Consider the following 23,263-nt stretch of genomic DNA (forward strand, 5'->3'; position numbering starts at 1 on the left):
GCCCGTGAGCCGCCCCTCGTTCGATGAAACGTGGATCGCTCAGAAACGCTTCGTCAGCGAAATCTTGAACGTGCGCCCCGCCTCCGAATAGAAATCGACCGGCTGGTTCGCATTGACCACAGAATTCGAACCCGGATTGACGTCGCGCGCGGCGATCGCGTTCCAGTATTTCTTGTCGAAGATGTTGTAGACGCCCGCCTGCACGCGAAGCCCCTTGACCTGCTCCGGTTCCCACCAGCCGGTGAGGTTGGCGATGGCGTAGGCCGGCGCATCGTAAGTCGTGGTCTTGTTGTCGTCACGCGCACGGCTGGAGTAGATGCCGGTCAGTTCCGTGCCCCAGCTTTCCTGTTCGTAACCGATGCCGACAATGGACTTGAACGGCGCGACCGAGCTGAGCAGTGTGCCATCCTCCTTGTTCTTGCCATAGGCGTAGGCAAGAGAGGCATGCGTGAAGAAACCGTTGGCGAATTCCTTGCGGATCTTCGCTTCGACACCGGAAATCTCGACACGCGCGACGTTGCGGTACTGGAACAGCGTTCCCTGACCACCGGTCCACGGACTGGTGAAGAGGTCAGTCGTCGTCGATTCGTTCAGGATATAGTTCCGATACCTGTTATGGAACAGGTTCAGGCCGGCAGTGAGGTCGTCCCCCTCGTATTTCGCGCCGATCTCGAAGCCGTTGCTGGTTTCGGGCTTCAGATCGGAATTGCCAAGCACCGCGTAGCCGGAACTGATATTGGAGAAGTTCAGGTAAAGCTCGTTCACCGTCGGAGCGCGATAGGCCGTCGACCACTGCGCAAAGACCTGGAGTTCAGGCGTGACATCGTAGCTGGCCAGCAGCTTCGGCGAGAAGCGCGAACCGTCCTGCCCCTTCGGCAGCCCGAAGGTATTGTAGCCGCTGTTCGTCGAGGTGGACCCGCTCGGATCGTAATCGTACCAGTCGAACCGGAGACCGGGCGTCAGCTTGAAGCCCGTCTCGGCGAAAGCGACTTCATCCTCGACATAAAGGCCCAGACGATTCCCCTCGACTTTTGGCATGTCGGCCGAGGAAGTCCCTCCGAGCGCGTACAGATATTCCTTGAAATCGAAGGTTTCGAAATTGCCGCCAACCCGGACGGTGTGATCGAGAGAACCCGACTCGAAGCTCGATATGAACCCTCCTGTCAGACCGAAAGCGCTCTGCCGGTAGCTGTCCTCGCGCTCATAGGCTGCACCGCTGCTGATGACGTTTCCTTCGGAACCCGCTTCCTTCGACAAACGCTGCCAGTAGGCGGTGAACTGGGCCGCGTCGATAAGGGCGTCGGCCGACTGAGCTTCGTAGCCGTAGTCGAGCGACACGCGTTCGCGCAGCGTGTCGTCCCATCCCGTGTACGGGAAATAGGTATTGTGCAATGTCAGGAGATCGGTGTCCGTGTCGCGTTCGAAACGCTCCAGGGTCACACCCACGCGATGCCCGCCCTCAAGGTCCTGACGCAGCTTGAACAGCAGGTTGTTCTGGTCGTAATCGGCCGGGTTGGCCTTGGTCCGGGTCGGGCCGATGACATTGACATCGCCCTTGGTGCGGCTTTCATCGCCGCGCTGATAAGCACCTTGGAACAGAATGGAGGTGTTCTGAATCTTCTTCGCCACGGCCACCGAGCCGCCGAAGCTCTTGTCCCTGCTGTCGAAGCCCGACTTGGTGATGGCACCCCAGTCACGGCCTTCGCCGATCACGTCCTCCGGTTCGAGCGTGCGCAGAACCAGTGCGCCGCCCAGAGCGCCGGAACCGGCACGGCTGGAATCGGCACCGCGCAGCACGTCGACCGTCGACAGCGAGGAGAAGTCGAAGCTGGAATTGGAGTCGCTGAAGCTGCTGGTCGCCGTCCCGGCGCGGGCAAAATTCTCGAAATAGGGAATCGGAATGCCGTCGACCAGCGTTACGACGCGCGATTGGCCGAGGCCGCGAATATAGAGGCCGCCCGGCTTGCCCGGTTTCGTGTCGACGAAATCCACACCCGGCTCGGTCGTGTTGCCGAGATCCTTGATGCTGCCGATTTCCTTCTCGCGAAGCGTCTGCGCCGTCGTGGTCGATGCCAGGGGCGTATCGGCAGCCCCCTCCTGGAGCTTCTGGCGTGCCGTTTTGCCCGTCGTCTTCACGACGATCGTGCTCAGAACCGGGCTGTCAGCGGCGGCTTGCGTTTCCTGCGCCACGGCCGCGCCGGATGCCGTCAGACCAGAAATGGCCGTGCAGGCCAGCAGCGCAACCCGAAAATTCCGGTAATTCATGTATGTTTCCCCTGTGCGGCGCATGCCTTTCGGGGGTGGGATCGCGTGACATCGACAGGCCCCGTCGGCGAAATTATCTTGAGTCATAATCTCAAGTTACAATTTCGTGACGTATTATAAGGTGACTGAGGAAGTCAAGATTACAATTGCAAAATTCGGACACATTTCGCAACTGCGAAAGCGCCCCCTTGCGAAACCCCGGTTCCGCGCACTATTTGCACCGCAGCGCAACCGGAGACATTGCACTTCCATGAAATCACTCGAAATCCTCGTTGAGCGGATCATCCTTTCGAGCCGCTGGCTGCTGGTCGTCTTCTATCTCGGCCTCGTCGCGGCGCTGGCCGTCTATGCCGTGTCCTTCGCCTACAAGTTCATCAAGGTGGCGGGCGACGTCTTCACCCTCGGCGAAGCCGAGATGATCCTCGCCATGCTCGGCCTGATCGATGCCGCACTCGTTGCCAGCCTCATCGTGATGGTCATGATTTCCGGCTACGAGAACTTCGTCAGCCGGTTCGACGATACCGACGCCGACGTGTCCTTCCTCGGAAAGCTCGACTCAGGCAGCCTCAAGATCAAGGTCGCCTCCTCCATCGTCGCCATTTCCTCGATCCACCTGTTGCAGGTGTTCCTGAACTCCAGCCAGTACTCGGATTCGAGGATCATGTGGCTGACGCTGATGCACATCGCCTTCGTGATTTCAGCCGTCATGCTCGGCTATCTCGAAAAGGTCATGGCCTCGGTCAAGGCCGCCGGCAAGCAGAAGCTCTGAAAAGAAAAAGGCCGCATGGGCACGCATGCGGCCTTTCCCCGTCCGTTGCGGCGCAAGGCGTCAGCGGTCGAGAACGCTGCGCAGTTCGACCAGGTTGGAGCGCAGCCTCAGGATTCGGAAGCCCATCGTCGACAGATGGGACGGCATGATGATCCCGTCTTCCCGGCCGTTGGAAATGATCCACGGCTGGATGTTGAGCGCGGCGCGCGTCTGGGTCAACGTATCGCTCCACAGCTGCGTCAGGTTCCGCTCGCGCACGACCTGCGAGAAATCCGCGCCCGCCGCCGAAAGCACGCCGTAATAGCCGTAGAGCTGCCCGTAGGCGAACCAGAAGCGGTCGTCTGCGCGGAAGTCGAACCAGCCGCGATTGTGGAACTCCGCGCGCTCGGCCAGGATCGCCGACGTCGAGCCAATGTCGTTGGCGATGCGGTCGATGAACTGCACGAAGTTGTCGGCGCGGGTGTCGAAGGTCGAGGAGCAGTTCTCCAGCGACGCGTTGAACTTGCGCAGGCTCGATTCGGCGGCGCGATAATAGCTCGGCGTCGGCGTCTTCGGCCCGAACGGATCGAGGCCGAAATACCAGGAATATTCGTCGAACTGCATGTTGCCGCGCGCGTTCTGGAGGTCCTGGTTCACGCCCGATGTGCCGCGCACGCGGCCGAGCGAATCGACGAGTTCGACCGCAGTGCGCCGGATGGCCTGGTTCACCCCGCGCTGGAACGACGCCTTGTTGTCGAAGAAGGGCGTATGATCCCAGTCGACGCCGAACAGGCCGATCCGGTAGGCGAGCATCGACGAAACCCAGCCATTCTGGTTGACGTTGAAATCGATCAGGTCGGCAGTCACGTCGACGATGGCCGATGTCTGGCAGACCCTTGCGCCCGTCGTCGAGGGGATTTCCTGCCCGGCGATCGCCGGACGCGCGGCAAGCTCGTATTTCGCGATGAAATCGGGATCGAAGCCGGTCCAGCGCTGCGTCTGCCAGACGAAGGCGCCATAGAAGATCAGCACGATGGCCAGAATGGCCGCGACGATCGCCTTGTGAAGCAGTCCACGGTCCCTGTACCAGCCGTGTACGGCCATGAACGGCCAGACGAGCGCCGCCACGACAAGCCCGCAGACACGTCGGATGCCGGCCCAGAGGCTTCGGAACAAGGCGAAAACGGGGTCGAGCATCAGTTTCTCCTGTAGCGTGCGCGGGCGAACGGCCTCTCCCCATGAGATAGGCTTCCGCCGCGCGCCTGACAACAGCGGCCCCGCGCCTTTTCACCGAATGCCTGCGGAACGGTAAACCGGACCCATTGCGAAGAGCGCTCAGGCCCGGCTGCGCGGCCCGGAAACGGCCCCGAAACGCCGGGCAAGCGCGTCGTCGATCGCCGCCTTGCGGCGCATCGTCTCGGCATGGGTCAGGATGCCCTGTTGCGCCAGCGCCCGCATCGTGGCGACGGGACCCACCGCTGTGGAAACGGTGTCCGCCTCGCCGCCGGCGATGACCGCCCGATGAAGAAGAACGCCGCGCTGGAGTTCGATCGTCAGCTTTTCCGAAAGCAGCGTGCGCGCCGCCAGCCCGGCATTGAGCGCATCGGTGTAGTGGACCGACAGCGCCGCCAGATGGTCCCTGGCCTCATAGAGCGCGAAGCATCCCGCCTCGTCCGTCCGCGCCTCGTCGAGTGCTGCCTGCCGCCGCTCCCTTTCCCTGGAAAGCGCTGCGCGGTCCCCCTCATCGGCGGTGGACAGCAAAAGAACGGCTTCCGTCAGCGGCAACCGCAGCTCCCCGGCCCTCCTCCGCGCCGCTTCCAGATCGGTCAATGCCGTCCGCCGCCGCTCGATTGCCCGTTCCACAACGGCGTCGGCCTGAGCATGACAGCGCCGGAGCGTGGCCTTTTCTCCCTCCAGCATGTCGAGAACGGCTTCGATGTGCGCAAATCCGCCTTCGATCTCGTCGGCAAGCGCCGCCAGGGCCCGATGATCGGAAACGACCACCAGCGGGCGGTTTCTGCGCAGAAACGGCGAACGGGCACGCTCCACTTCCGAACGCCTGATCCGTTCGAAATCCGACATGAAGCCGTCCATCGCCGCCTCCGTCGCGAACACCAGTTCCAGCAATGCGGCTTCCAGCGCAGCGGCGTGCAGGCGCAGCGCCGCCATGCGCTCCTCGCCGCTGCCGTCCTCGCCCTTGCCGTCGCGTTCCAGCCGTTCGAGCGCGGCGGCGGCCAGTTCGACGGTTTCGAGAAACGTCGCGGAGGCCTGCCGCGCACCGGCAAGATGCGCCTCTATCATGTCGGAAACCGGCTCCGGCAACTCATTCTCCTCGGGTAACGGCATGCGGATCGATCCCCTCCTTTTAGCCGAGGCCGGCCGAAAACGGTATCCCCCCGGAGACGTCCGGGGGCCTGCCAGCCACGCCGCCGGCGTTCTTTTCCGGTGACAGCAGGGTGCGCAGGCTGTAATGGCAGCGGAAAGGCGGATGCCGCTCTTTCCGGCTCCGGCCATCCTTGCTACAAGCGCGGCTGGACGAACCATCGGGAGACAAGGGACAATGATTGCATCTCACTCGCGCCGCGCCGCGCTGGCCGTTCTCGTCGCCGGCCTTGCGACCAGCCCCCTTGCGACGGGCGCACTGGCCGCCGAACCGGAAAGCTGCGCCACCGTGCGCTTCTCCGACGTCGGCTGGACGGATATCGCCGCGACGACCGCAACCGCCTCCGTCATCCTCAAGGGCCTCGGCTACCAGACCGAAACCAAGCTGCTCTCCGTCCCCGTCACCTACGCATCGCTGAAGAACAAGGATATCGACGTCTTCCTCGGCAACTGGATGCCGACGATGGAGGCCGACATCGCCCCCTATCGCGAAGACGGTTCGGTGGAGACGGTGCGCGAAAACCTTCAGGGCGCGAAATACACACTTGCCACCAATGCCAGGGGCGCCGAACTCGGCATCAGGGATTTCAAGGACATCGCCACGCACAGCGACGATCTCGATGGCAAGATTTACGGCATCGAGCCCGGCAATGACGGCAACCGACTGATCCTCGGCATGGTCGAGAACGACACCTTCGGCCTGAAGGACTTCGATGTGGTGGAATCCTCCGAACAGGGCATGCTGGCGCAGGTCGCCCGGGCGGAGAAGGAAGGCAAGCCCGTCGTCTTCCTCGGCTGGGAACCGCACCCGATGAACGCCAATTTCGAGCTGACCTACCTGACCGGCGGTGACGACGTGTTCGGCCCGAACCTCGGCGGCGCGACCGTTCTCACCAATGTCCGCGCCGGTTATACCGGCGAATGCCCCAATGTCGGCGCACTGCTTGGCAACCTCTCCTTCACGCTGGAGATGGAAAACGAGATCATGGCGAAGATCCTCGACGATGGCGAGGAACCGGAAACGGCTGCGGCCGAGTGGCTGAAGGCCAACCCCGCCGCCATCGAGCCGTGGCTGGCGGGCGTCACCTCCCGTTCCGGCGAGGACGGCCTTGCCGCCGTCAAGACGGCGCTCGGCCTCTGACCCGAAGCATTTCCAGCAAAAGTGCGACACGCTGCTTTGCGTCCGGAAATGCGTAGAAACAAAGAGTTGGAGCATTTTCGCGAGTTGGGGAAAAACGGAAATGATCCAAGGACCGGCGCTACGAGCGAAGGCGGAACACGATATTGGACTGGCTGACTGAAACGAAGATACCCATCGGCCCCTGGTCGAGAGCCTTCGTCGAATGGCTGACGGCGCATGGCGGCTGGGCGTTCGATGCGGCATCCCTCGGGCTCGGCCGCGCGATCGACGGCATCCTCTGGTGTCTTCAATCGCCGCCACCGCTCGTCGCGATTGCGGTGTTCTCCGTCTTCGTCTGGTGGTATCGCCGCTCCATCGGCGTCACCGTCTTCACCGTGCTCGGCCTGCTCGTGATCCTCAACCAGGGATACTGGAAGGAAACGACCGAAACGCTGGCGCTGGTTCTGGCCTCTACCGCCGTCTGCATGCTCATCGGCATGCCCATCGGCATCGCCGCAGCGCGGCGCCAATGGATCTACGCGGCGCTCAGGCCCGTTCTCGACCTGATGCAGACCATTCCCACCTTCGTCTATCTCATTCCGGCGCTGATCCTGTTCGGCCTCGGCATGGTCCCCGGCCTCATCGCCACCGTGATCTTCGCGGTGCCGGCGCCGATCCGCCTCACGCGGCTCGGCATCGTCTCCACGCCGGAACCGCTGAAGGAAGCCGCCGTCGCCTTCGGGGCGACGCCGTGGCAGGTGCTGCGCAAGGTCGAGCTTCCCTATGCCATGCCGCAGATCATGGCCGGCCTCACCCAGACCATCATGCTGTCGCTGTCGATGGTCGTCATCGCCGCCCTGGTCGGAGCCAACGGCCTCGGCGTGCCGGTCGTGCGCGCCCTCAACACGGTGAACATCGCCCGCGGCTTCGAAGCCGGCCTGTGCATCGTGATCCTGGCGATCATCCTCGACCGGATGCTGCGCGTGCCCGGCCAGGCGCCGCCCAAACGGACGCTGAGCTTCTGGAAAGACCGTTTATGACCGACGCCGTCGTCCTGAAGAATATCGACATCGTCTATGGCGCGAGGCCGCAGAGGGCTTTCCCGCTGATCGACCAGGGCATGGACCGCGACGAGATCAGCACCCGCACCTCGCTGATCGCCGGGGCGCTCGACGCGTCGATCACCGTCGAGGAGGGCGAACTCCTCGTCCTGATGGGCCTGTCCGGCTCCGGCAAGTCCACGCTCCTGCGCGCCGTCAACGGGCTGGCGCCGGTGGTGCGCGGCAGCGTGACGGTCCAGACGGCCCGGGGTCCGGTCGATCCGTACAAGGCCTCGCCGAAGGTGCTGAGGGACCTGCGGCTTTCGACCGTGTCGATGGTGTTCCAGCAATTCGCGCTCCTGCCCTGGCGAACCGTGGCCGACAATGTCGGCTTCGGGCTGGAGCTCGCCGGCGTTGCCGACAGCGAGCGCAGGCGGGCCGTCGACGAGCAGCTTGAACTGGTCAACCTCACGAACTGGGGCTCCCACAAGGTCAGTGAACTCTCCGGCGGCATGCAGCAGCGCGTCGGCCTCGCCCGCGCCTTCGCCACCCGGGCGCCGATCCTCCTGATGGACGAACCGTTTTCCGCGCTCGACCCGCTGATCCGCGCCCGTCTTCAGGACGAGCTTCTCGAATTCCAGCGCCGCCTGAAAAAGACCATCATCTTCGTCAGCCACGATCTCGACGAGGCGTTCCGCATCGGCAACCGCATCGCGATCATGGACGGCGGCCGCATCGTCCAGTGCGGCACGCCGCGCGACATTCTCGACAATCCCGCCAACCAGCACGTCGCCGATTTCATCGCCGGCATGAATCCCATCAGCCTGCTGACCGCCGCCGACGTCATGCGGCCCGGCATTCCGCAGGACCGCACGGCCCGGGTCGCGGCCACGGCCCAGCCGCAAACGCCGCTCGCCGACGTCATCGATGCCCTCGCCCGCCATCCCGGCGTGATCGGCGTCGTCGACAAGGGCAGCATACTGGGCGCCATCGATTCGAACGACGTCGTGCGCGGCCTTAGCCGCTACCGCCGGCGCTGAGGGCTCGCGGCCCGTTCGCGGCATCACGAACCCGTCGCGCATAGGTTTCGGATTGCGGTCCGGCTGGCGACCATTCTTGACCCTGGACGACAAATCAGCGCAGCGGGCAGCTTCCTGTTACAGAAGGCCGGAAGCCGATGTATAAAGTGGTCGACATTTCATCGGGACAATCGCCGTGGCAGACAAACCAGCCGTCATCAGAGACACCGACAACGAAGCCCGGGAACTGGCGCGCACTCTGCTTGCCCAGGCGCGCTATGCGTCGATCGGCGTCATCGATCCGGAAACCGGCTTTCCCTCGGTCAGCCGCATCCTCGTGATAACGGACAAGGCCACGCCCGTCATCCTGGCCTCCAGACTGTCCGCCCACACGCAGGGCATCCTCAACGATCCGCGCTGCTCGCTGCTCGTCGGCGAACCAGCCGGCAAGGGCGACCCGCTCGTGCATCCGCGCATGACGGTCCAGTGCCTGGCGCAGCAGGTCGAGCGCGACGGCGAGGAACACGCATCGCTTCGCGAGCGGTTTCTGGAACGTCATCCGAAGTCGAAGCTCTATATCGACTTCCCGGATTTCAGCTTCTTCCGTCTCGTGCCGCAGAAGGCCGCCCTCAACGGAGGATTCGGCAAGGCATTCTGGCTGATGCCGGACGATCTTGCAGGATGAATCGCCGGAGCCGCTCTTGTGCGGGGCACCCGCCTCGAACGGAGATTTTTTAACATTTGGCGCCAAAGATTAACAACCTTAGATTGAAATAATTTCATGCCCTTGGCGACCAAGCCGACCGGCAGTCAAGGGTTTTTCAACCGATAGAGCCGCATCCGATGCAAATAAAGCTGCGGCGCGATACGGATTTGTGTGTATACAAACACGAAACCGGATTGTTAAGGTTGCACCCGGATCGGCCGTGTCGGGGATGGAAACCGCAGCCGGTTCCGTTGCAGTCGAAGCCGTGTGGTTCTGTGGAGGGGGTCATAGATCATGACAATGATGCATCTGTCGGAAAATGCCGTGGAGATTGCCAGCCTGCTTTCGGCGATGGCCAACCCCAAGCGCCTGCTGATCCTGCTGAACCTCCTCGAAGGCGAGATGGCCGTCGGCGCACTTGCCACGCGCGTCGGCCTGAGCCAGTCGGCGCTCTCCCAGCACCTCTCGAAGCTGCGCGCCAAGAAGCTGGTGACGACCCGGCGCGACGCGCAGACGATCTATTACTCGACCCGTTCCGAAGCGGTTCTCATGATATTGCGCACGCTGGCGGATATCTATGCGCCGTCCGCGGGCAGCAAGACGGCGGCCTGACGCCGCCCGCGCAATCGCCCATGAATGTCGAAAGCGGCTTCACACGCTTCGCTCCCATGTTCTAATGTCCCGCTGTCATTACGGAAATGGAGACAGGCATGACGAGCGGACTTGAACGTCGAATCGATCAGGGCGCGGGGCGCATCCCCGCCGATATCGTACTCAAGGGCGGGCGCTATTTCGATCTCGTCACCGGCGAACTGGTCGCCTCCGACATCGCCGTGTGCGGCGACACCATCGTCGGCGTCGGCGAAGTGTATGAAGGTGCCCGCGAGATCGACATCACTGGCCGCATCGTCGTGCCCGGCTTCATCGACACCCACCTCCACATCGAATCCTCGCTCGTGACGCCGCACGAATTCGACCGCTGCGTCCTGCCCTACGGCGTGACGACCGCCATCTGCGATCCGCACGAGATCGCCAATGTGCTGGGCGAGGAAGGCATCCGCTTCTTCCTCGAGTCGGCGCTGGAAACGATCATGGATATCCGCGTCCAGCTTTCCTCCTGCGTGCCGGCCACGCATCTGGAAACCGCCGGCGCCGACCTGCCCATCGAAAAGCTCCTGCCCTTCCGCGATCATCCCAAGGTCATCGGCCTGGCCGAATTCATGAATTTTCCCGGCGTCATCCACAAGGACCCCGGCTGCATCGCCAAGCTCGAAGCCTTTCAGGGCCAGCATATCGACGGCCACGCACCGCTTCTGTCCGGCTACGGGCTCAACGCCTACCTTTCCGCCGGCATCCGCACCGAGCATGAATGCACCAACGTGCCGGAAGCGCTGGAAAAGATCCGCAAGGGCGTCCACATCCTCGTGCGCGAAGGCTCGGTCTCGAAAGACCTGCACGCCCTGCTGCCGATCATCACCGAGCGGCTGTCGCCCTATCTCGCCCTCTGCACCGACGACCGCAACCCGCTCGACATTGCCGAGCAGGGCCATCTCGACTACATGATCCGCGAGGCCATCGCCAACGGCGTGGAGCCGCTCGCCGTCTATCGCGCCGCCTCGATTTCCGGCGCACGCGCCTTCGGGTTGCGCGACCGCGGCCTGATCGCGCCGGGCTGGCGCGCCGACCTGGTCGTCATCGACAGCCTGGAGAACTGCAAGGCGGAACTGGTCTTCTCCGCCGGCCGCGAGGTGAACGACGCGCTCTTTTCCACCCGCAGGCCGGTCGCCCCGGTCGGCCTCGACAGCGTCAGGGCACGGCCGGTCAAGGCCGGTCATTTCGCCGTGCCGGTCACGGAAGGCGAAGTGCCGGTGCTCGGCGTCCTGCCCGGCAAGATCATCACCGAATTCCGCCGCTTCCATCTCCCCTCCGAGGGCAACGAGACGGTGCCCGACCTCGACCGCGATATCATCAAGGTCGCCGTCATCGAGCGACACGGCAAGAACGGCAACCATGCCAACGCCTTCGTGCAGGGCTTCGGGCTGAAGAAGGGCGCGATCGCTTCCACCGTCGGCCATGACAGCCACAATATCTGCGTGGTCGGCGTTTCGGCGGAAGACATGGCCATTGCCGTCAACCGGCTCGGCGAGATCAAGGGCGGCTTCGTCGTCGTGGAAGACGGCAAGGTGACGGGCGAGATCGCCCTGCCCGTCGCCGGACTGATGAGCACCGCGCCTTACGAAGCGGTGCGCGACACGCTGCACGGCCTGCGCCAGGCGGCATACGCACTCGGCACCACCCTTCCCGAACCTTTCCTGCAAGTGGCCTTCCTGCCGCTGCCGGTCATCCCGCACCTGAAGATCTCGGACCGCGGACTGGTGGACGTGGACAAGTTCGAGCTGATCTGAAACGGACGCATGACATGAAAAAGCCGGGGCTTTCACCCCGGCCAAGATTACTGGCGGCCCCCTGTCCCATCCTTTTTCGTCACCCTCGAGCTCGAGCCCCAAGGCTCCAAGCCGCAAGCGCCGCGGTGGATGGTCGGGTCAAGCCCGACCATGACGAGAGAGGTGTGTGGACCTTGCCGGCAGCGTGAGCCGGGGTTTGCACCCCGGCTTCCTCTTTTCGATTACCTCTCCTGCTCAGTGCGCGGATGCCGCCGCAGCGCCGAGGCCCGTTTCCGAACGGATGAACTGTTCGGGGAAGCCGGCCTTGTCCAGTGCAGCGCGCTTGCTCTTGTCCGTCACGGAGAAGAACCAGATGCCGGAAAAGGCGATCGTCATCGAGAACAGCGCATATTGCTCATAGGGGAAGATGGGCTTCTCGAAGCCGAGCAGCGCCACCCAGACCGTCGGGCCGAGCACCACGAAGGCGATGGCCGAGACGAGGCCGAGGAAGCCGCCGATGAACGCGCCCCGCGTCGTGACGTCCTTCCAGAAGATGGTCAGGAACAGCACCGGGAAGTTCACCGACGCCGCCACGCCGAAGGCGAGGCCGACCATGAAGGCGATGTTCTGGTTCTCGAAGGCGAGACCCAGCACGATGCCGAGAACGCCGATGACGAGCGTGGCGATGCGCGACACGCGCATTTCCTGCGCGCCGGTGGCCGTGCCCTTCATGATGACGTTCGCATAGAGGTCGTGCGACACGGCGGATGCGCCGGCGAGCGCCAGCCCCGAGACGACCGCGAGGATCGTCGCGAAGGCGACCGCCGAGATGAAGCCGAGGAAGGCATCGCCGCCCACCGCCTTGGCCAGATGCACCGCCGCCATGTTGCCGCCGCCGAGCAGCCCTCCGGCCGCATCGAAGAAGGACGGGTCGGTGCCGATGATCGTCACCGCGGCGAGGCCGATGGTGATCGTCAGGATGTAGAAATAGGCGATGAAACCCGTGGCGTAGAACACCGACTTGCGCGCCGCGACAGCGTCCGGAACCGTGAAGAAGCGCATCAGGATATGCGGCAGGCCGGCGGCGCCGCACATCAGCGCCAGGCCGAGCGAGATGGCGTTCAGCGGATCGGCCAGCGTCGGGGACGGCCGCAGCATGTCTTCCCCGCGCGGATGGTTGTCGACGGCGCTCTGGATGAGCCGGCCCGGATCGAACCCGAAATGGCGGAGCGCGAGGAACACCATGACCGTGCAGCCGGCCAGAAGCAGCACGGCCTTGGTGATCTGCACCCAGGTCGTGGCCAGCATGCCACCGAAGGTGACGTAGAGCATCATCAGCACGCCGACCAGAACGACCGCATAGGCATAGTTGAGGCCGAAGAGAAGCTGGATCAGCTTGCCCGCCCCCACCATCTGCGCGATCAGGTAGAACAGCACCACGGAGAGCGCCCCGAAGGCCGAAAGCGAGCGGATGCGCGTCTGCTCCAGCCGGTAGGAGGTGATATCCGAAAAGGTGAAGCGGCCGAGATTGCGCAGGCGCTCGGCGATCATGAACAGAATCAGCGGCCAGCCGATGGTGAAGCCCGCCGCGTAGAACAGGCCGTCGACGCCAGTGCCGAAGATCATGCCGGAAATGCCGAGGAAGGAGGCCGCCGACATGAAGTCGCCCGCAATCGCAAGGCCGTTCTGGAAGCCGGTGATGCCACCGCCGGCAGTGTAGAAGTCGGAGGTCGAGCGCGTGCGGCTCGCCGCCCAGTAGGTCAGGCCGAGCGTGCCGGCGACGAAGACCATGAACATGATGATCGCAGTGACGTTCACCGGCTGTTTTTCGACCGCACCCGAAATCGCCTCGCCTGCGGCAAACGCCGGGGCGGCAAGAGCGGGACAGACGAGAGAGGAGGCAAGGAGAAGGACGATCCGCTTCACTGGGTCGCCTCCTGAACGATGGCCCTGACGGCCGGATCGAACTCGCTATTGGCGCGCAGCGTATAGACGCCGGTGATGAGGAAGGCGAAGATCTGGATGAGCCAGCCGCCGATCAGCCCCCAGGTCCACGGCGAGCTTTCGCCGAGACGGGCAGCGAAGAAGCCCGGCAGCGCCACGGCGACGAAAACGAAGGCCGAAAACACGGCCAGCACGATGAGCGACAGGGAAACGGCGAAGCGGTTTCTCCTGGAAACCAGGTCCGCGAAACGCGGGTCCCCGGCGATTTTTGCGTAAGCAGGCTGCATGGAACTCTCCCGAATTAATCCAATGAAGCCGCTCGGCGCCTGGGGCGGGCAGAATGTCGGGCGAACCGTCCTGAACGAAAAACCGCCGTGGCGAAACCATCGTTTCCGCCGGGCACGCAATCCATCCAGGAAGAAATCCGCCGCGGCGGCAGCCTGCGGACATAGTGCGCCCCTGCCTGTTCCGCCTGTCGATACGGGCGCTGGCGCCCGCATCCCTCTCCTCCTCCCAGAAGCCGAATGGCTCTGCACCTGCGCCATTCCGGCGGCAGCCGCATTGGGTTGCTTATCAGTCCTATCGCAATGCAAAAATCCGACTTAAGTCGTTAAACTTAAGTCGGAATGGGTCCAAGATATTGATATCGCAAAGACTTGCGAAAAATCGGGTCTTTGCGACGCAACATCAATGCGCGGCGGCGGTAGCGGCACCCAACCCCGTCTCGGAGCGGATGAACTGCTCCTGGAAGCCGGCCTTGTCGCGTTTCGCCCGTTCGCTCCTGTCGGTGACGGAGAAGAACCAGATGCTCGTGAAGGCGATGGTCATCGAGAACAGTGCATATTGCTCGTAGGGGAAGATCGGCCGTTCGAAGCCGAGGACCGCCACCCAGACCGCCGGACCGAGAACCACGAAGGTGACGGCGCTGGCGAGGCCAAGGAAGCCGCCGATGAGCGCGCCGCGCGACGTCATGTCCTTCCAGAAGATGGACAGGAACAGCACGGGGAAATTGACCGACGCCGCGAGACCGAAGGCGAGACCGACCATGAAAGCGATGTTCTGGTTTTCGAAGACGAGGCCGAGCACGATGGCCATGACGCCGAGGAACAGCGTGGCGATGCGCGAGACGCGCATTTCCTGCGCCCCCGAAGCCTTGCCCTTCATGATGACGACGGAATAGAGGTCGTGCGACACGGCGGAGGCGCCGGCAAGCGCAAGGCCCGAGACGACCGCGAGGATCGTCGCGAAGGCCACCGCCGAGATGAAGCCGAGGAAGACATCGCCGCCGACGGCCTTCGACAGGTGGATAGCCGCCATGTTGCCGCCGCCGAGGATATTGCCGGCGGTATCGAGGAAGGCCGGGTTGGTGCCGACGATGGTGATGGCGGCAAAGCCGATCATGACCGCGAGAATGAAGAAATAGGCGATGAATCCTGTGGCGTAGAACACCGACTTGCGGGCAGCCGTCGCATCCGGAACCGTAAAGAAGCGCATCAGGATATGCGGCAGGCCGGCCGGGCCGCACATCAGCGCCAGACCGAGCGAGATGGCCGACAGCGGATCGGAAATCGACGACGACGGCAGCAGGATGGTCTCGCCCGCCGCATGGTTGGCAAGGGCGGAGTTCATCAGCGCGCTCGGATCGAAACCGAAGTGCCACAGCGAGAGAAGCACGAGGACCGTGCAGCCGCCGAGCAGCAGCACGGCCTTGGTGATCTGCACCCAGGTCGTGGCCAGCATGCCGCCGAAGGTGACGTAAAGCACCATGAGAACGCCGACGAGGATGACGGCATAGGCATAGTCCAGGCCGAACAGCAACTGGATCAGCTTGCCCGCGCCCACCATCTGCGCGATGAGATAGAAGATCACGACCGACAGCGCGCCGAAGGCCGAAAGCGAGCGGATGCTCGTCTGGTCGAGGCGGTAGGAGGTGATGTCCGAAAAGGTGAAGCGGCCGAGATTGCGCAGGCGCTCGGCGATCATGAACAGGATCAGCGGCCAGCCGACGGTCCAGCCGACCGTGTAGAAGATGCCGTCGACGCCCTTGCCGAACACCATGCCCGACAGGCCGAGGAACGCGGCGGCCGACATGTAGTCGCCGGCAATCGCCAGCCCGTTCTGGAAACCGGTGATGCCGCCGCCGGCGGTGTAGAAGTCTGAGGTCGAGCGCGTCTGGCGCGCCGCCCAGTAGGTCAGGCCGAGCGTGCCCGCCACGAAGGCGAGGAACATGATGATGGCCACGACGTTGACCGGCTGCTTGTCGACCGCGCCGGTGATGGCCTCGCCGGCCGCATGAGCGACCGGGGCGCTGAAGACGATGCAGGAAAGAGCGACGGAAAGGCGCTTCATCCCGTGGCCTCCACGACGATGGACTTGATCAGGCTGTCGAACTCGCCATTGGCCCGCAGGGTGTAGACGCCGGTGATCAGGAAGGCGAAGATCTGGATGAGCCAGCCGCCGACGATGCCCCAGGTCCACGGCGAGCCTTCGGCCAGCGGAGCGGAAAACAGGCCGTGGCCGGCAACCGCCACCAGAATGAAGGCCGAAAACACGGCCAGCACGATGAACGACAGGGAAACCGCGAAGCGATTGCGCCTGGAGACCAGTTCCGCGAAGCGCGGATCGCTGGCGATTTTCTCGTATGCCGGTTGCATGAAACTCCCCCGATTCTGCCCCAACGCGCCCCCGCCTGTGGCGGAAGCCTCCGTCGAATGGGATACCAAGGGAGAGTGCGCCGCGAAATCCGACTTAGGTCTTCTGACTTAAGTCGCCAGACGAAAGTCGCGAATCCGGTGGATTTCAGGCCTGAAAGGCCGCTATCGGCGGCATTCGGCGCAAAACACGTCGAACGCATCCAGATCGACCCTGCCGTTCGCCTCCCGCACCGCAGCGGCCGGAATGGCGACGGGCACCGTCCTGCCGAGTTCCGGCGGGATGAGAAAGGACGCAGCCTCGCGCCCCAGATTGAACACGAACAGCAACTTTTCCGTGTCGTTTTCGCGCACGAAGGCCAGAACGCCTTCGGGCGCGTCGAGGAAGGTGATCGACCCGTCGCGCAGCACGCCATGCGCCTTGCGGAAGGCGAGCGCCGCCCGGTAGTGATGAAGCACGGAATGGGGATCGGCCTCCTGCGCGTCGACCGCCAGAACCGCATGCTCGTAAGGCACCGGCAGCCACGGCTTGGCGGTGGAAAAGCCGCCATGTGCCCGCCCCGCTTCCCACACCATCGGCGTACGGCATCCGTCGCGCCCCTTGAAGGCCGGCCAGAAGCGGATGCCGTAAGGATCGCGCAGGTCCTCGAAGGCGAGGTCGGCCTCGGGCAGCCCCAGTTCCTCGCCCTGATAAAGACAGACGGACCCCTTCAGCGTCGCGATCAGCGTCAGGGCTAGTTTCGCGATGCTCTCCCGTTCCGCCTCGCTTTCCATGAAGCGAGACACATGCCGCTCGACGTCGTGGTTGGAAAAGGCCCAGCAGACCCAGCCGTCGCTCACGGCCCGAAAGAAGCCCTCGACCGAGCGGCGGATGTGCCCGGGAGTGAAATCGGGCGAGAGCAGGTCGAACGTGTAGCACATGTTGAGCTTGTCGCCGCCCTGCGTATAGGCCGCAACCGTTTGCAGGGAACGGGCGCCGTCGCCCACCTCTCCCACCGTGGCGCGGTCGTCGTACTGGTCGAGCAGCGCCCGCATCCGGCGCAGGAAGCCGATGTTTTCCGGCTGCGTCTTGTCGTAGAGATGGTTCTGCATGCCGTAGGGATTGACGTCCGGGGCGTCGAGGCCGAACACGCCCTCTTCCGAAAGCGGCGGGTTGTCGCGCAGTTTCCGGTCGTGAAAATAGTAGTTCACGGTATCGAAGCGGAAGCCGTCCACCCCCCTGTCCAGCCAGAAGCGCGCCGCTTCCAGAACGGCGTTCTGGACTTCCGGATTGTGGAAGTTCAGGTCCGGCTGGCTCGTAAGGAAATTGTGCATGTAATACTGCTTGCGCGTGCCGTCCCATTCCCAGGCCGGGCCGCCGAACACGGAAAGCCAGTTGTTGGGCGCCGTGCCGTCCGGCTTCGGTTCGGCCCAGACGAACCAGTCCGCCTTCGGGTTGTCGCGGCTGGCACGGCTTTCCTTGAACCACGGATGCTGGTCGGACGTGTGCGAGATGACCTGATCGATGATCACCTTCAGGCCGAGGCGATGGGCCTCGGCCATCATCGCGTCGAAATCGGCCAGCGTGCCGAACATCGGGTCGACGTCGCAATAGTCGGAAACGTCATAACCCATGTCCGCCTGCGGCGAGGTGAAGAAGGGTGAAAGCCAGATGGCGTCGACGCCCAGCGAGGCCACATGCTCCAGCCTGCTGGTGACGCCGGGAATGTCGCCGATGCCGTCGCCGCCCTGGTCCTGAAAGGAACGCGGATAGATCTGGTAGATCACCGCGCCGCGCCACCATTCCGTCTGTTTCGTCATGCTGCCGGGTCTCCGTGAATATCGGCCAAGCTTATCGCCAAAAGCGTTGCGCGGCGATGAACAGGCCACAAAAGGGCTGACATGCCGTTGTAACATTCGCGACGCATAAGCAGGCCGAACGAAAGATGGCCCTATGACCCGACTCACGATCGTCACCGACGCATGGTATCCGCAGGTGAACGGCGTTGTCCGTTCCATCGAGAACACCAATCGCGAACTCACCCGGATGGGGCTGGACGTCTCGATGGTCACGCCCCGGGATTTTCGCTCCATCCCCTGCCCGACCTATCCCGAAATCCGGCTGGCGGTGACGCTCTACGGCAATGTCGCCCGGCTGATCGAAAGCTATCAGCCCTCCTATGTGCATATCGCGACGGAGGGGCCTCTCGGCCTGATGGCCCGGCACTGGTGCCTTGCCCACCACATGCCTTTCTCCACCAGCTACCACACCCGTTTTCCCGAATATGTCTCCGCCCGCTGGCCGGTGCCGGAAGGCTGGCTGCACGCCTTCATGCGCTGGTTCCACAATTCCGGCAATGTCTGTATGGTGGCGACTGACAGCCTCGAGCGCGACCTGGCCGGACGCGGCCTCAGGCATCTCGCCCGCTGGAGCCGCGGCATCGACGCCGGCCAGTTCACCCCCCGGCCGCTGGAGGACAGGCCCTTCGGCCTGCCGCGCCCGATCTTCATGACCGTCGGGCGCGTCGCCGTCGAAAAGAACCTTCCCGCCTTCCTCGATCTCGACCTGCCCGGCTCCCGGATCGTCGTCGGCGACGGGCCGGTGCGGGCGGCGCTGGAACGGCGCTATCCGGACGTTCTGTTCACCGGCGCGAAATTCGGCCGGGAACTGGCCGCGGCCTATGCGCAGGCGGACGTCTTCGTCTTCCCCTCGAAGACCGACACCTTCGGCAACACCATTCTCGAGGCGCTGGCCAGCGGCGTCCCCGTCGCGGCCCATCCGGTCACGGGTCCCGCCGACATTCTCGGCGGCCACCCGGAAGCGGGCGCGCTGAACGACGATCTCCGGACCGCCTGCCTGACCGCGCTCCAGCGCTGCTCGCGCACGGCGGCGCGCGATCTCGCCCTCACCTATTCATGGGAAGCCGCCACCCGCCAGTTCTTCGACAACGTCATGATGGCGAACGGCGACAGGCTCCTGCCGGTCGCGGCTGAGTAAGCCTGACGCTCAGCGTTTGCGGCGCTTGTTCTCGAAGGGGTTTTCCGATGCCCGGAAATGGATGCGGATCGGCACGCCCGGCATGTCGAAATCGTTGCGCAGCCCGTTGATCAGGTATCGCGTGTAGGATTCCGGCAGCGCGTCGGCGCGCGTGCAGGAGATCATGAAGGCCGGCGGGCGCGCCTTCACCTGCGTCATGTATTTGAGCCGGATGCGGCGCCCGGACACGGCCGGTGGTGGATGCTGCACCTGCTGCGCCTCCAGCCAGCGGTTGAGCTTCGCCGTCGAGATGCGCTTGTTCCACACCCTGTCGGTGTCGATGATGTTCTGCATCAGCTTTTCGAGGCCGTAGCCGGTCTGGCCGGAGATCGGCACGGCGCGGATGCCTCGCGCCTGTGGCAGAAGCCGCTCGGTCTTCTCGCGCAGCTCGGCCAACACCGCCTGCGGCTCCTCGACCAGATCCCACTTGTTGAAGGCCAGCACCGCCGCACGGCCCTCGCGCACGACGAGATCGACGATCTGCAAATCCTGCTTCTCGAAGGGAATGGTCGCGTCGAATACGATCACCACGGTTTCGGCGAAACGGATGGCGCGCAGGGCGTCGGCCACCGAAAGCTTTTCGAGCTTCTCCGTCACGCGCGCCTTGCGGCGCATGCCGGCGGTATCGAACATCTTGATGGTGCGGCCGCGCCAGTCCCATTCCACCGAGATGGAATCGCGCGTGATCCCCGCTTCGGGGCCGGTCAGAAGCCGGTCCTCGCCGAGAAAGCGGTTGATGAGCGTGGACTTGCCGGCATTCGGGCGCCCGACGATGGCGACGCGCAGCGGCTTCGTCTCGTCGTAGACCGGCTCCTCGTCCTCCTCGTCTTCCGTCTTCGCGATGACGACATCGGTCTCGGCCACGTCCTCTTCCGGCGGAAAGGCCCGGTCCTTGCCGATGGCATCGACGATGGCGTCGCGCAGGTCGATCATGCCCTGGCCGTGTTCGGCGGAGACAGGGACCGGCTCACCGAGGCCGAGCGTGAAGGAATCGTAGAAACCGCCATCCGAACCGCGCGCTTCCGACTTGTTGGCAACCAGCACGACCGGCTTGCCGTGCCGGCGCAGCATTTCGGCCAGCGCGTTGTCGACCGGCGTCAGCCCCATCTTCGCATCGACCACGAACAGCGTCAGGTCCGCCTCGTCGATGGCCGCTTCCGTCTGGGCGCGCATGCGGCCCTCGAGCGTCTCGGGGCCGGATTCCTCCAGACCCGCGGTGTCGATGATACGGAACCTCAGGTCGATAAGCTTGGCGTCGCCCGGGCGGCGGTCGCGCGTCACCCCCGGCGTATCGTCGACGAGCGCGAGCTTCTTTCCGACCAGACGGTTGAAAAGCGTGGATTTACCGACATTCGGACGCCCGACGATGGCGACTGTGAAGCTCATGAGCGTTCCTTACGGGGCCTTGCCCGAGGCATTGATGAGATCGAGCATCATCCGGGCGCGGTTGGCGACGTTGCTCGGCGCCTGCGCGTCGGTCGCGGTCTGCTCGAACCAGTCCTTCGCCTTGACCATGTCGCCCGACTTGTAGGCGGAAAGGCCAAGCACCTCGCGGGCCGAATGGCGCAGCGCATTGGCCGGAACGGCGATCTGTTCGGCTTCCGCCGCGACCTGCTCGTAACTGCCCGTGTCGACCAGAAGGTAGGCGGCACGCAGGCGGGCCGTGTCGCGCATGACGTCGGGAACGGACCCGTCCTGGCCGATCGCGGTGAAGGCCGCGATGGCGCCGGCGGCCTCGCCCTTTTCGGCAAGCAGCGTCGCGGCGCGCAGGCGGGCCAGAACCGGATAGGAACCGGCACCGTCCTTTTCCAGCGCCTGAAGCGCGGCCTCGGCCTCGGCGGTCTTGCCGTCGCGCACCAGCGCCAGCGCCGCGATGAACTGGTCGCCGGATGCCGAAGCCTGACGCTCGGCCCAGTATTCGTAGCCGCGCCAGCCCGCCGTCGCCAGCACGACCGCAACCGCACCGCCGATCACGATCCGGCCGTAGCGGGCCCAGAACATCCGCATCTGTTCGGAGCGGATTTCCTCGTTGACCTCGCGGATAAAGCTGTCGTGTTCGTTTGCCATTGTCTCTCCGTCGCGGCTGGCTCGCGTTGTCGCCTTGATAATCGGCGCCTTCTACCCGATTTTACCGCGCTTGTAAGCGTCCTTTCGCGAATCTTTCATAGGAATGCGGCCGCGGACGCGAAACCGCCTCTCACTTTTGCGGGAATGGCCGCGTCAGAACACCAGCGGCGCGACGCCGATCAGCCATTCGTGCAGGCCGAGGATCATCCAGCCCCACAGCGCCAGCCCGGCGACGACGGCAATCGCATCGTAGCGGCCCGAGACGAAGACCGGCAGCGTCACCTCGCCCTCCGCCGCGCGCCGCTTCAGCGAGATGCGCAAGACCACGCCCCAGGCGAGGAAGGTCGCGAACAGGAGGATCGACGAAAGCTCGCCATTGGCGATGAGATGTGCAAGCGCCCAGATCTTGACCGACAACACCAGCGGAAACTTCGCCCGCGCCTTGATGTGGCCGGCAGGCAGGAAGGAGGCGGCAAGACAGATCATCGCCGGCAGCATCAGTACCAGCGCGATATGCTGCGTCCAGACCGGCGGATACCACAGCACGGGTGTATCGGCCCGCGCCACGGCGAAGCCGTAGATGACCAGAACGAGAAAACCGAGGCTGAGAAGCGAATAAAGACCTTTCCAGCCTCCCTCGCCGATCCGCGCGATGATCCCGCTTCGAGCCTGCGGCGCGACCACCCGCGCCGAATGAAGACAGAGAAACAGCAAAAGGCCGACGACGAGCAGGATCATGACGGATACCTCCGGACGTTAGGAAAACGGAAACCATGCCTTACCTGTCCGTGGCGCGGATTGCCAGCGCGGCCATGCCTTCGCCCCATTTGCATCCTTTCTCTGCACGGATGTTCAGGATCGCTCGCTTACTCGCCCGCCTCGCGGCCACGCTGCCGCTCGGCCTTCTTACTCCCCTGCCCGCGGCCGCGCAGGACAAACCGAAACAGCTCGTCCTCGTCTCCTTCGACGGCGCGGGCCCGAGCGCCATGTGGCAATGGAGCCGCGATCTCGCCCGTAGGAGCGGCGCGCATTTCACCTACTTCCTGTCCTGCACCATGATTCTCGACCGGGATTCCGGCAAGAGCTACAAGGGCCCCGGCATGAAAGCCGGCCGGTCCAACATCGGCTTCGCGCCGGACAAGCAGGAGGCCGCCGCCCGCCTCGGCCACATCTGGAACGCCGTGCAGGAAGGCAACGAGATCGGCAGCCACACCTGCGGCCATTTCGACGGCGGCAAATGGAGCGCTGCCGAATGGCGATCCGAGTTCACCGCCTTCCGCAGCGTGCTGGAAAACGCATGGACGACGGCCGATGCCGCCGGGCGGGAACCGGAAGGCTGGCGGGAATTCGTCGGCACGCGCATTCGCGGCTTCCGGGCGCCCTACCTGTCGGAAAGCCCCGGCCTGCTGCCCGCGCTGAAAGCCGAGGGCTTTACCTATGACGCCAGCGGCGTGACCAAAGGCCCGCAGATGCCGCACCGCCGGGAGGGGCTGGTGCGGTTCGGCCTGCCGCTCATTCCCGAAGGCCCGAAGGCCCGGCCGGTGATCGCGATGGACTACAATCTCTACGTCCGCCATTCCGGCGCCAAGGAGGATCGGGCCGGCGCCCCTGCCTTCGAGGAACGGGCCTACGCCGCCTTCCGCGCCGCCTTCGACACGGAATACGACGGCGACCGCACCCCGCTCCAGCTCGGCTTCCATTTCACCGAGATGAACGGCGGCGCCTACTGGCGCGCGCTGGAACGCATCGCCACCGAGGTCTGCCGCAAGCCGGACGTCGCCTGCGTGACCTACAGCGAGGCAATCCGGTCGCTCGAAGAGAACCGGAAGGACGGCATCATCAACGCCGGCCTCTGACGGAGGCCTTTCCTCTCCCCCCTCACGCACTGGCGAACGAAAAAGGGCGGCACCGACATGCCGCC

At 64.2% G+C, this 23,263-nt stretch carries 20 protein-coding genes; 9 read left to right on the plus strand and 11 right to left on the minus strand.

Annotation, left to right across the window (positions count from 1 at the left end):
- Nucleotides 1–39: 39 nt before the first annotated feature.
- Complete coding sequence (locus NOF55_RS05830) at nucleotides 40–2,265, minus strand: TonB-dependent hemoglobin/transferrin/lactoferrin family receptor (protein WP_306410403.1); 2,226 nt, start codon at nucleotides 2,263–2,265, stop codon at nucleotides 40–42.
- A 250-nt stretch (nucleotides 2,266–2,515) separates the two neighbouring features.
- Here NOF55_RS05830 and NOF55_RS05835 point away from each other — a divergent pair, with 250 nt between their 5' ends.
- Complete coding sequence (locus NOF55_RS05835) at nucleotides 2,516–3,034, plus strand: TIGR00645 family protein (protein WP_306410405.1); 519 nt, start codon at nucleotides 2,516–2,518, stop codon at nucleotides 3,032–3,034.
- Between the two features lie 60 nt (nucleotides 3,035–3,094).
- Here the strand turns inward: NOF55_RS05835 and NOF55_RS05840 are convergent, their stop codons facing one another.
- Both NOF55_RS05840 and NOF55_RS05845 read right to left on the minus strand, forming a co-directional pair.
- Nucleotides 3,095–4,210 (minus strand): DUF2333 family protein, encoded by a 1,116-nt coding sequence (locus NOF55_RS05840; RefSeq protein WP_306410406.1) that lies wholly within the window; start codon nucleotides 4,208–4,210, stop codon nucleotides 3,095–3,097.
- Nucleotides 4,211–4,348: 138 nt separating this feature from the next.
- Nucleotides 4,349–5,359, minus strand: coding sequence for a hypothetical protein (locus tag NOF55_RS05845; RefSeq protein ID WP_306410407.1), 1,011 nt, complete (start codon nucleotides 5,357–5,359; stop codon nucleotides 4,349–4,351).
- Nucleotides 5,360–5,573: 214 nt separating this feature from the next.
- Between NOF55_RS05845 and NOF55_RS05850 the strand changes: the two genes are divergently transcribed.
- The 6 genes from NOF55_RS05850 to ade all read left to right on the plus strand — a co-directional run bounded on the left by NOF55_RS05850 (nucleotide 5,574) and on the right by ade (nucleotide 11,685).
- Nucleotides 5,574–6,536, plus strand: coding sequence for a choline ABC transporter substrate-binding protein (locus NOF55_RS05850; RefSeq protein WP_306410408.1), 963 nt, complete (start codon nucleotides 5,574–5,576; stop codon nucleotides 6,534–6,536).
- A gap of 143 nt (nucleotides 6,537–6,679) precedes the next feature.
- The gene (gene choW, locus NOF55_RS05855) at nucleotides 6,680–7,555 is read left to right on the plus strand and encodes a choline ABC transporter permease subunit (RefSeq protein ID WP_306410409.1); all 876 of its coding nucleotides are present in this window, start codon (nucleotides 6,680–6,682) and stop codon (nucleotides 7,553–7,555) included.
- The gene (choV, locus tag NOF55_RS05860; RefSeq protein ID WP_306410410.1) at nucleotides 7,552–8,595 is read left to right on the plus strand and encodes a choline ABC transporter ATP-binding protein; all 1,044 of its coding nucleotides are present in this window, start codon (nucleotides 7,552–7,554) and stop codon (nucleotides 8,593–8,595) included. The genes choW and choV overlap by 4 nt, the downstream gene beginning before the upstream one ends.
- 175 nt (nucleotides 8,596–8,770) lie before the next feature.
- A complete protein-coding gene (locus NOF55_RS05865; protein WP_306410411.1) occupies nucleotides 8,771–9,259 on the plus strand; it encodes a HugZ family pyridoxamine 5'-phosphate oxidase in 489 nt (162 codons plus the stop codon).
- 315 nt (nucleotides 9,260–9,574) lie between these two features.
- A complete protein-coding gene (locus NOF55_RS05870) occupies nucleotides 9,575–9,892 on the plus strand; it encodes an ArsR/SmtB family transcription factor (RefSeq protein WP_306410412.1) in 318 nt (105 codons plus the stop codon).
- Nucleotides 9,893–9,990: 98 nt separating this feature from the next.
- Nucleotides 9,991–11,685 (plus strand): adenine deaminase, encoded by a 1,695-nt coding sequence (gene ade, locus NOF55_RS05875; protein WP_306410413.1) that lies wholly within the window; start codon nucleotides 9,991–9,993, stop codon nucleotides 11,683–11,685.
- 234 nt (nucleotides 11,686–11,919) lie between these two features.
- Here ade and NOF55_RS05880 read toward each other — a convergent pair whose 3' ends face one another.
- The 5 genes from NOF55_RS05880 to bglA all read right to left on the minus strand — a co-directional run bounded on the left by NOF55_RS05880 (nucleotide 11,920) and on the right by bglA (nucleotide 18,059).
- Nucleotides 11,920–13,590, minus strand: coding sequence for a cation acetate symporter (locus NOF55_RS05880; RefSeq protein ID WP_306410414.1), 1,671 nt, complete (start codon nucleotides 13,588–13,590; stop codon nucleotides 11,920–11,922).
- Nucleotides 13,587–13,895 carry a DUF485 domain-containing protein gene (locus tag NOF55_RS05885; protein WP_306410415.1) on the minus strand — a complete coding sequence of 103 codons (309 nt, stop codon included), beginning with the start codon at nucleotides 13,893–13,895 and terminating at the stop codon, nucleotides 13,587–13,589. Before NOF55_RS05885 ends, NOF55_RS05880 begins: the two co-directional genes overlap by 4 nt.
- Nucleotides 13,896–14,295: 400 nt before the next feature.
- Nucleotides 14,296–15,957, minus strand: coding sequence for a cation acetate symporter (locus NOF55_RS05890; protein WP_306410416.1), 1,662 nt, complete (start codon nucleotides 15,955–15,957; stop codon nucleotides 14,296–14,298).
- A complete protein-coding gene (locus tag NOF55_RS05895) occupies nucleotides 15,954–16,262 on the minus strand; it encodes a DUF485 domain-containing protein (protein ID WP_306410417.1) in 309 nt (102 codons plus the stop codon). The genes NOF55_RS05890 and NOF55_RS05895 overlap by 4 nt, the downstream gene beginning before the upstream one ends.
- Before the next feature lie 162 nt (nucleotides 16,263–16,424).
- Nucleotides 16,425–18,059, minus strand: coding sequence for a beta-galactosidase BglA (gene bglA, locus NOF55_RS05900; protein WP_306410418.1), 1,635 nt, complete (start codon nucleotides 18,057–18,059; stop codon nucleotides 16,425–16,427).
- Nucleotides 18,060–18,192: 133 nt separating this feature from the next.
- Here bglA and NOF55_RS05905 point away from each other — a divergent pair, with 133 nt between their 5' ends.
- A complete protein-coding gene (locus NOF55_RS05905) occupies nucleotides 18,193–19,236 on the plus strand; it encodes a glycosyltransferase family 4 protein (protein WP_306410419.1) in 1,044 nt (347 codons plus the stop codon).
- A 9-nt stretch (nucleotides 19,237–19,245) separates the two neighbouring features.
- On the opposite strand, the gene der is transcribed toward NOF55_RS05905, so the two are convergent.
- The 3 genes from der to NOF55_RS05920 form a co-directional block, all read right to left on the minus strand.
- Nucleotides 19,246–20,661, minus strand: coding sequence for a ribosome biogenesis GTPase Der (der, locus tag NOF55_RS05910; RefSeq protein ID WP_306410420.1), 1,416 nt, complete (start codon nucleotides 20,659–20,661; stop codon nucleotides 19,246–19,248).
- A 9-nt stretch (nucleotides 20,662–20,670) separates the two neighbouring features.
- Nucleotides 20,671–21,342: a tetratricopeptide repeat protein gene (locus NOF55_RS05915; RefSeq protein ID WP_306410421.1), complete on the minus strand. Its 672-nt coding sequence runs from the start codon at nucleotides 21,340–21,342 to the stop codon at nucleotides 20,671–20,673.
- A gap of 153 nt (nucleotides 21,343–21,495) precedes the next feature.
- Complete coding sequence (locus NOF55_RS05920; protein ID WP_306410422.1) at nucleotides 21,496–22,080, minus strand: NnrU family protein; 585 nt, start codon at nucleotides 22,078–22,080, stop codon at nucleotides 21,496–21,498.
- A 110-nt stretch (nucleotides 22,081–22,190) separates the two neighbouring features.
- Between NOF55_RS05920 and NOF55_RS05925 the strand changes: the two genes are divergently transcribed.
- Nucleotides 22,191–23,198, plus strand: coding sequence for a polysaccharide deacetylase family protein (locus tag NOF55_RS05925; protein WP_306410942.1), 1,008 nt, complete (start codon nucleotides 22,191–22,193; stop codon nucleotides 23,196–23,198).
- Nucleotides 23,199–23,263 lie beyond the last annotated feature (65 nt).

It is taken from the genome of Ectorhizobium quercum (assembly GCF_026552795.1).
Classification (GTDB): domain Bacteria; phylum Pseudomonadota; class Alphaproteobacteria; order Rhizobiales; family Rhizobiaceae; genus Ectorhizobium; species Ectorhizobium quercum.

Excerpts from the sequence above, each read along its gene's own strand:
- NOF55_RS05840 (WP_306410406.1), bottom strand. The coding sequence starts at position 4,210 with ATGCTCGACCCCGTTTTCGCCTTGTTCCGAAGCCTCTGGGCCGGCATC.
- choV (WP_306410410.1), top strand. The coding sequence starts at position 7,552 with ATGACCGACGCCGTCGTCCTGAAGAATATCGACATCGTCTATGGCGCG.
- NOF55_RS05830 (WP_306410403.1), bottom strand. The coding sequence starts at position 2,265 with ATGAATTACCGGAATTTTCGGGTTGCGCTGCTGGCCTGCACGGCCATT.
- NOF55_RS05885 (WP_306410415.1), bottom strand. The coding sequence starts at position 13,895 with ATGCAGCCTGCTTACGCAAAAATCGCCGGGGACCCGCGTTTCGCGGAC.
- NOF55_RS05890 (WP_306410416.1), bottom strand. The coding sequence starts at position 15,957 with ATGAAGCGCCTTTCCGTCGCTCTTTCCTGCATCGTCTTCAGCGCCCCG.
- bglA (WP_306410418.1), bottom strand. The coding sequence starts at position 18,059 with ATGACGAAACAGACGGAATGGTGGCGCGGCGCGGTGATCTACCAGATC.
- NOF55_RS05915 (WP_306410421.1), bottom strand. The coding sequence starts at position 21,342 with ATGGCAAACGAACACGACAGCTTTATCCGCGAGGTCAACGAGGAAATC.
- NOF55_RS05895 (WP_306410417.1), bottom strand. The coding sequence starts at position 16,262 with ATGCAACCGGCATACGAGAAAATCGCCAGCGATCCGCGCTTCGCGGAA.
- der (WP_306410420.1), bottom strand. The coding sequence starts at position 20,661 with ATGAGCTTCACAGTCGCCATCGTCGGGCGTCCGAATGTCGGTAAATCC.
- NOF55_RS05850 (WP_306410408.1), top strand. The coding sequence starts at position 5,574 with ATGATTGCATCTCACTCGCGCCGCGCCGCGCTGGCCGTTCTCGTCGCC.
- NOF55_RS05845 (WP_306410407.1), bottom strand. The coding sequence starts at position 5,359 with ATGCCGTTACCCGAGGAGAATGAGTTGCCGGAGCCGGTTTCCGACATG.
- NOF55_RS05835 (WP_306410405.1), top strand. The coding sequence starts at position 2,516 with ATGAAATCACTCGAAATCCTCGTTGAGCGGATCATCCTTTCGAGCCGC.
- ade (WP_306410413.1), top strand. The coding sequence starts at position 9,991 with ATGACGAGCGGACTTGAACGTCGAATCGATCAGGGCGCGGGGCGCATC.
- NOF55_RS05920 (WP_306410422.1), bottom strand. The coding sequence starts at position 22,080 with ATGATCCTGCTCGTCGTCGGCCTTTTGCTGTTTCTCTGTCTTCATTCG.
- NOF55_RS05905 (WP_306410419.1), top strand. The coding sequence starts at position 18,193 with ATGACCCGACTCACGATCGTCACCGACGCATGGTATCCGCAGGTGAAC.
- NOF55_RS05925 (WP_306410942.1), top strand. The coding sequence starts at position 22,191 with ATGTTCAGGATCGCTCGCTTACTCGCCCGCCTCGCGGCCACGCTGCCG.
- NOF55_RS05870 (WP_306410412.1), top strand. The coding sequence starts at position 9,575 with ATGACAATGATGCATCTGTCGGAAAATGCCGTGGAGATTGCCAGCCTG.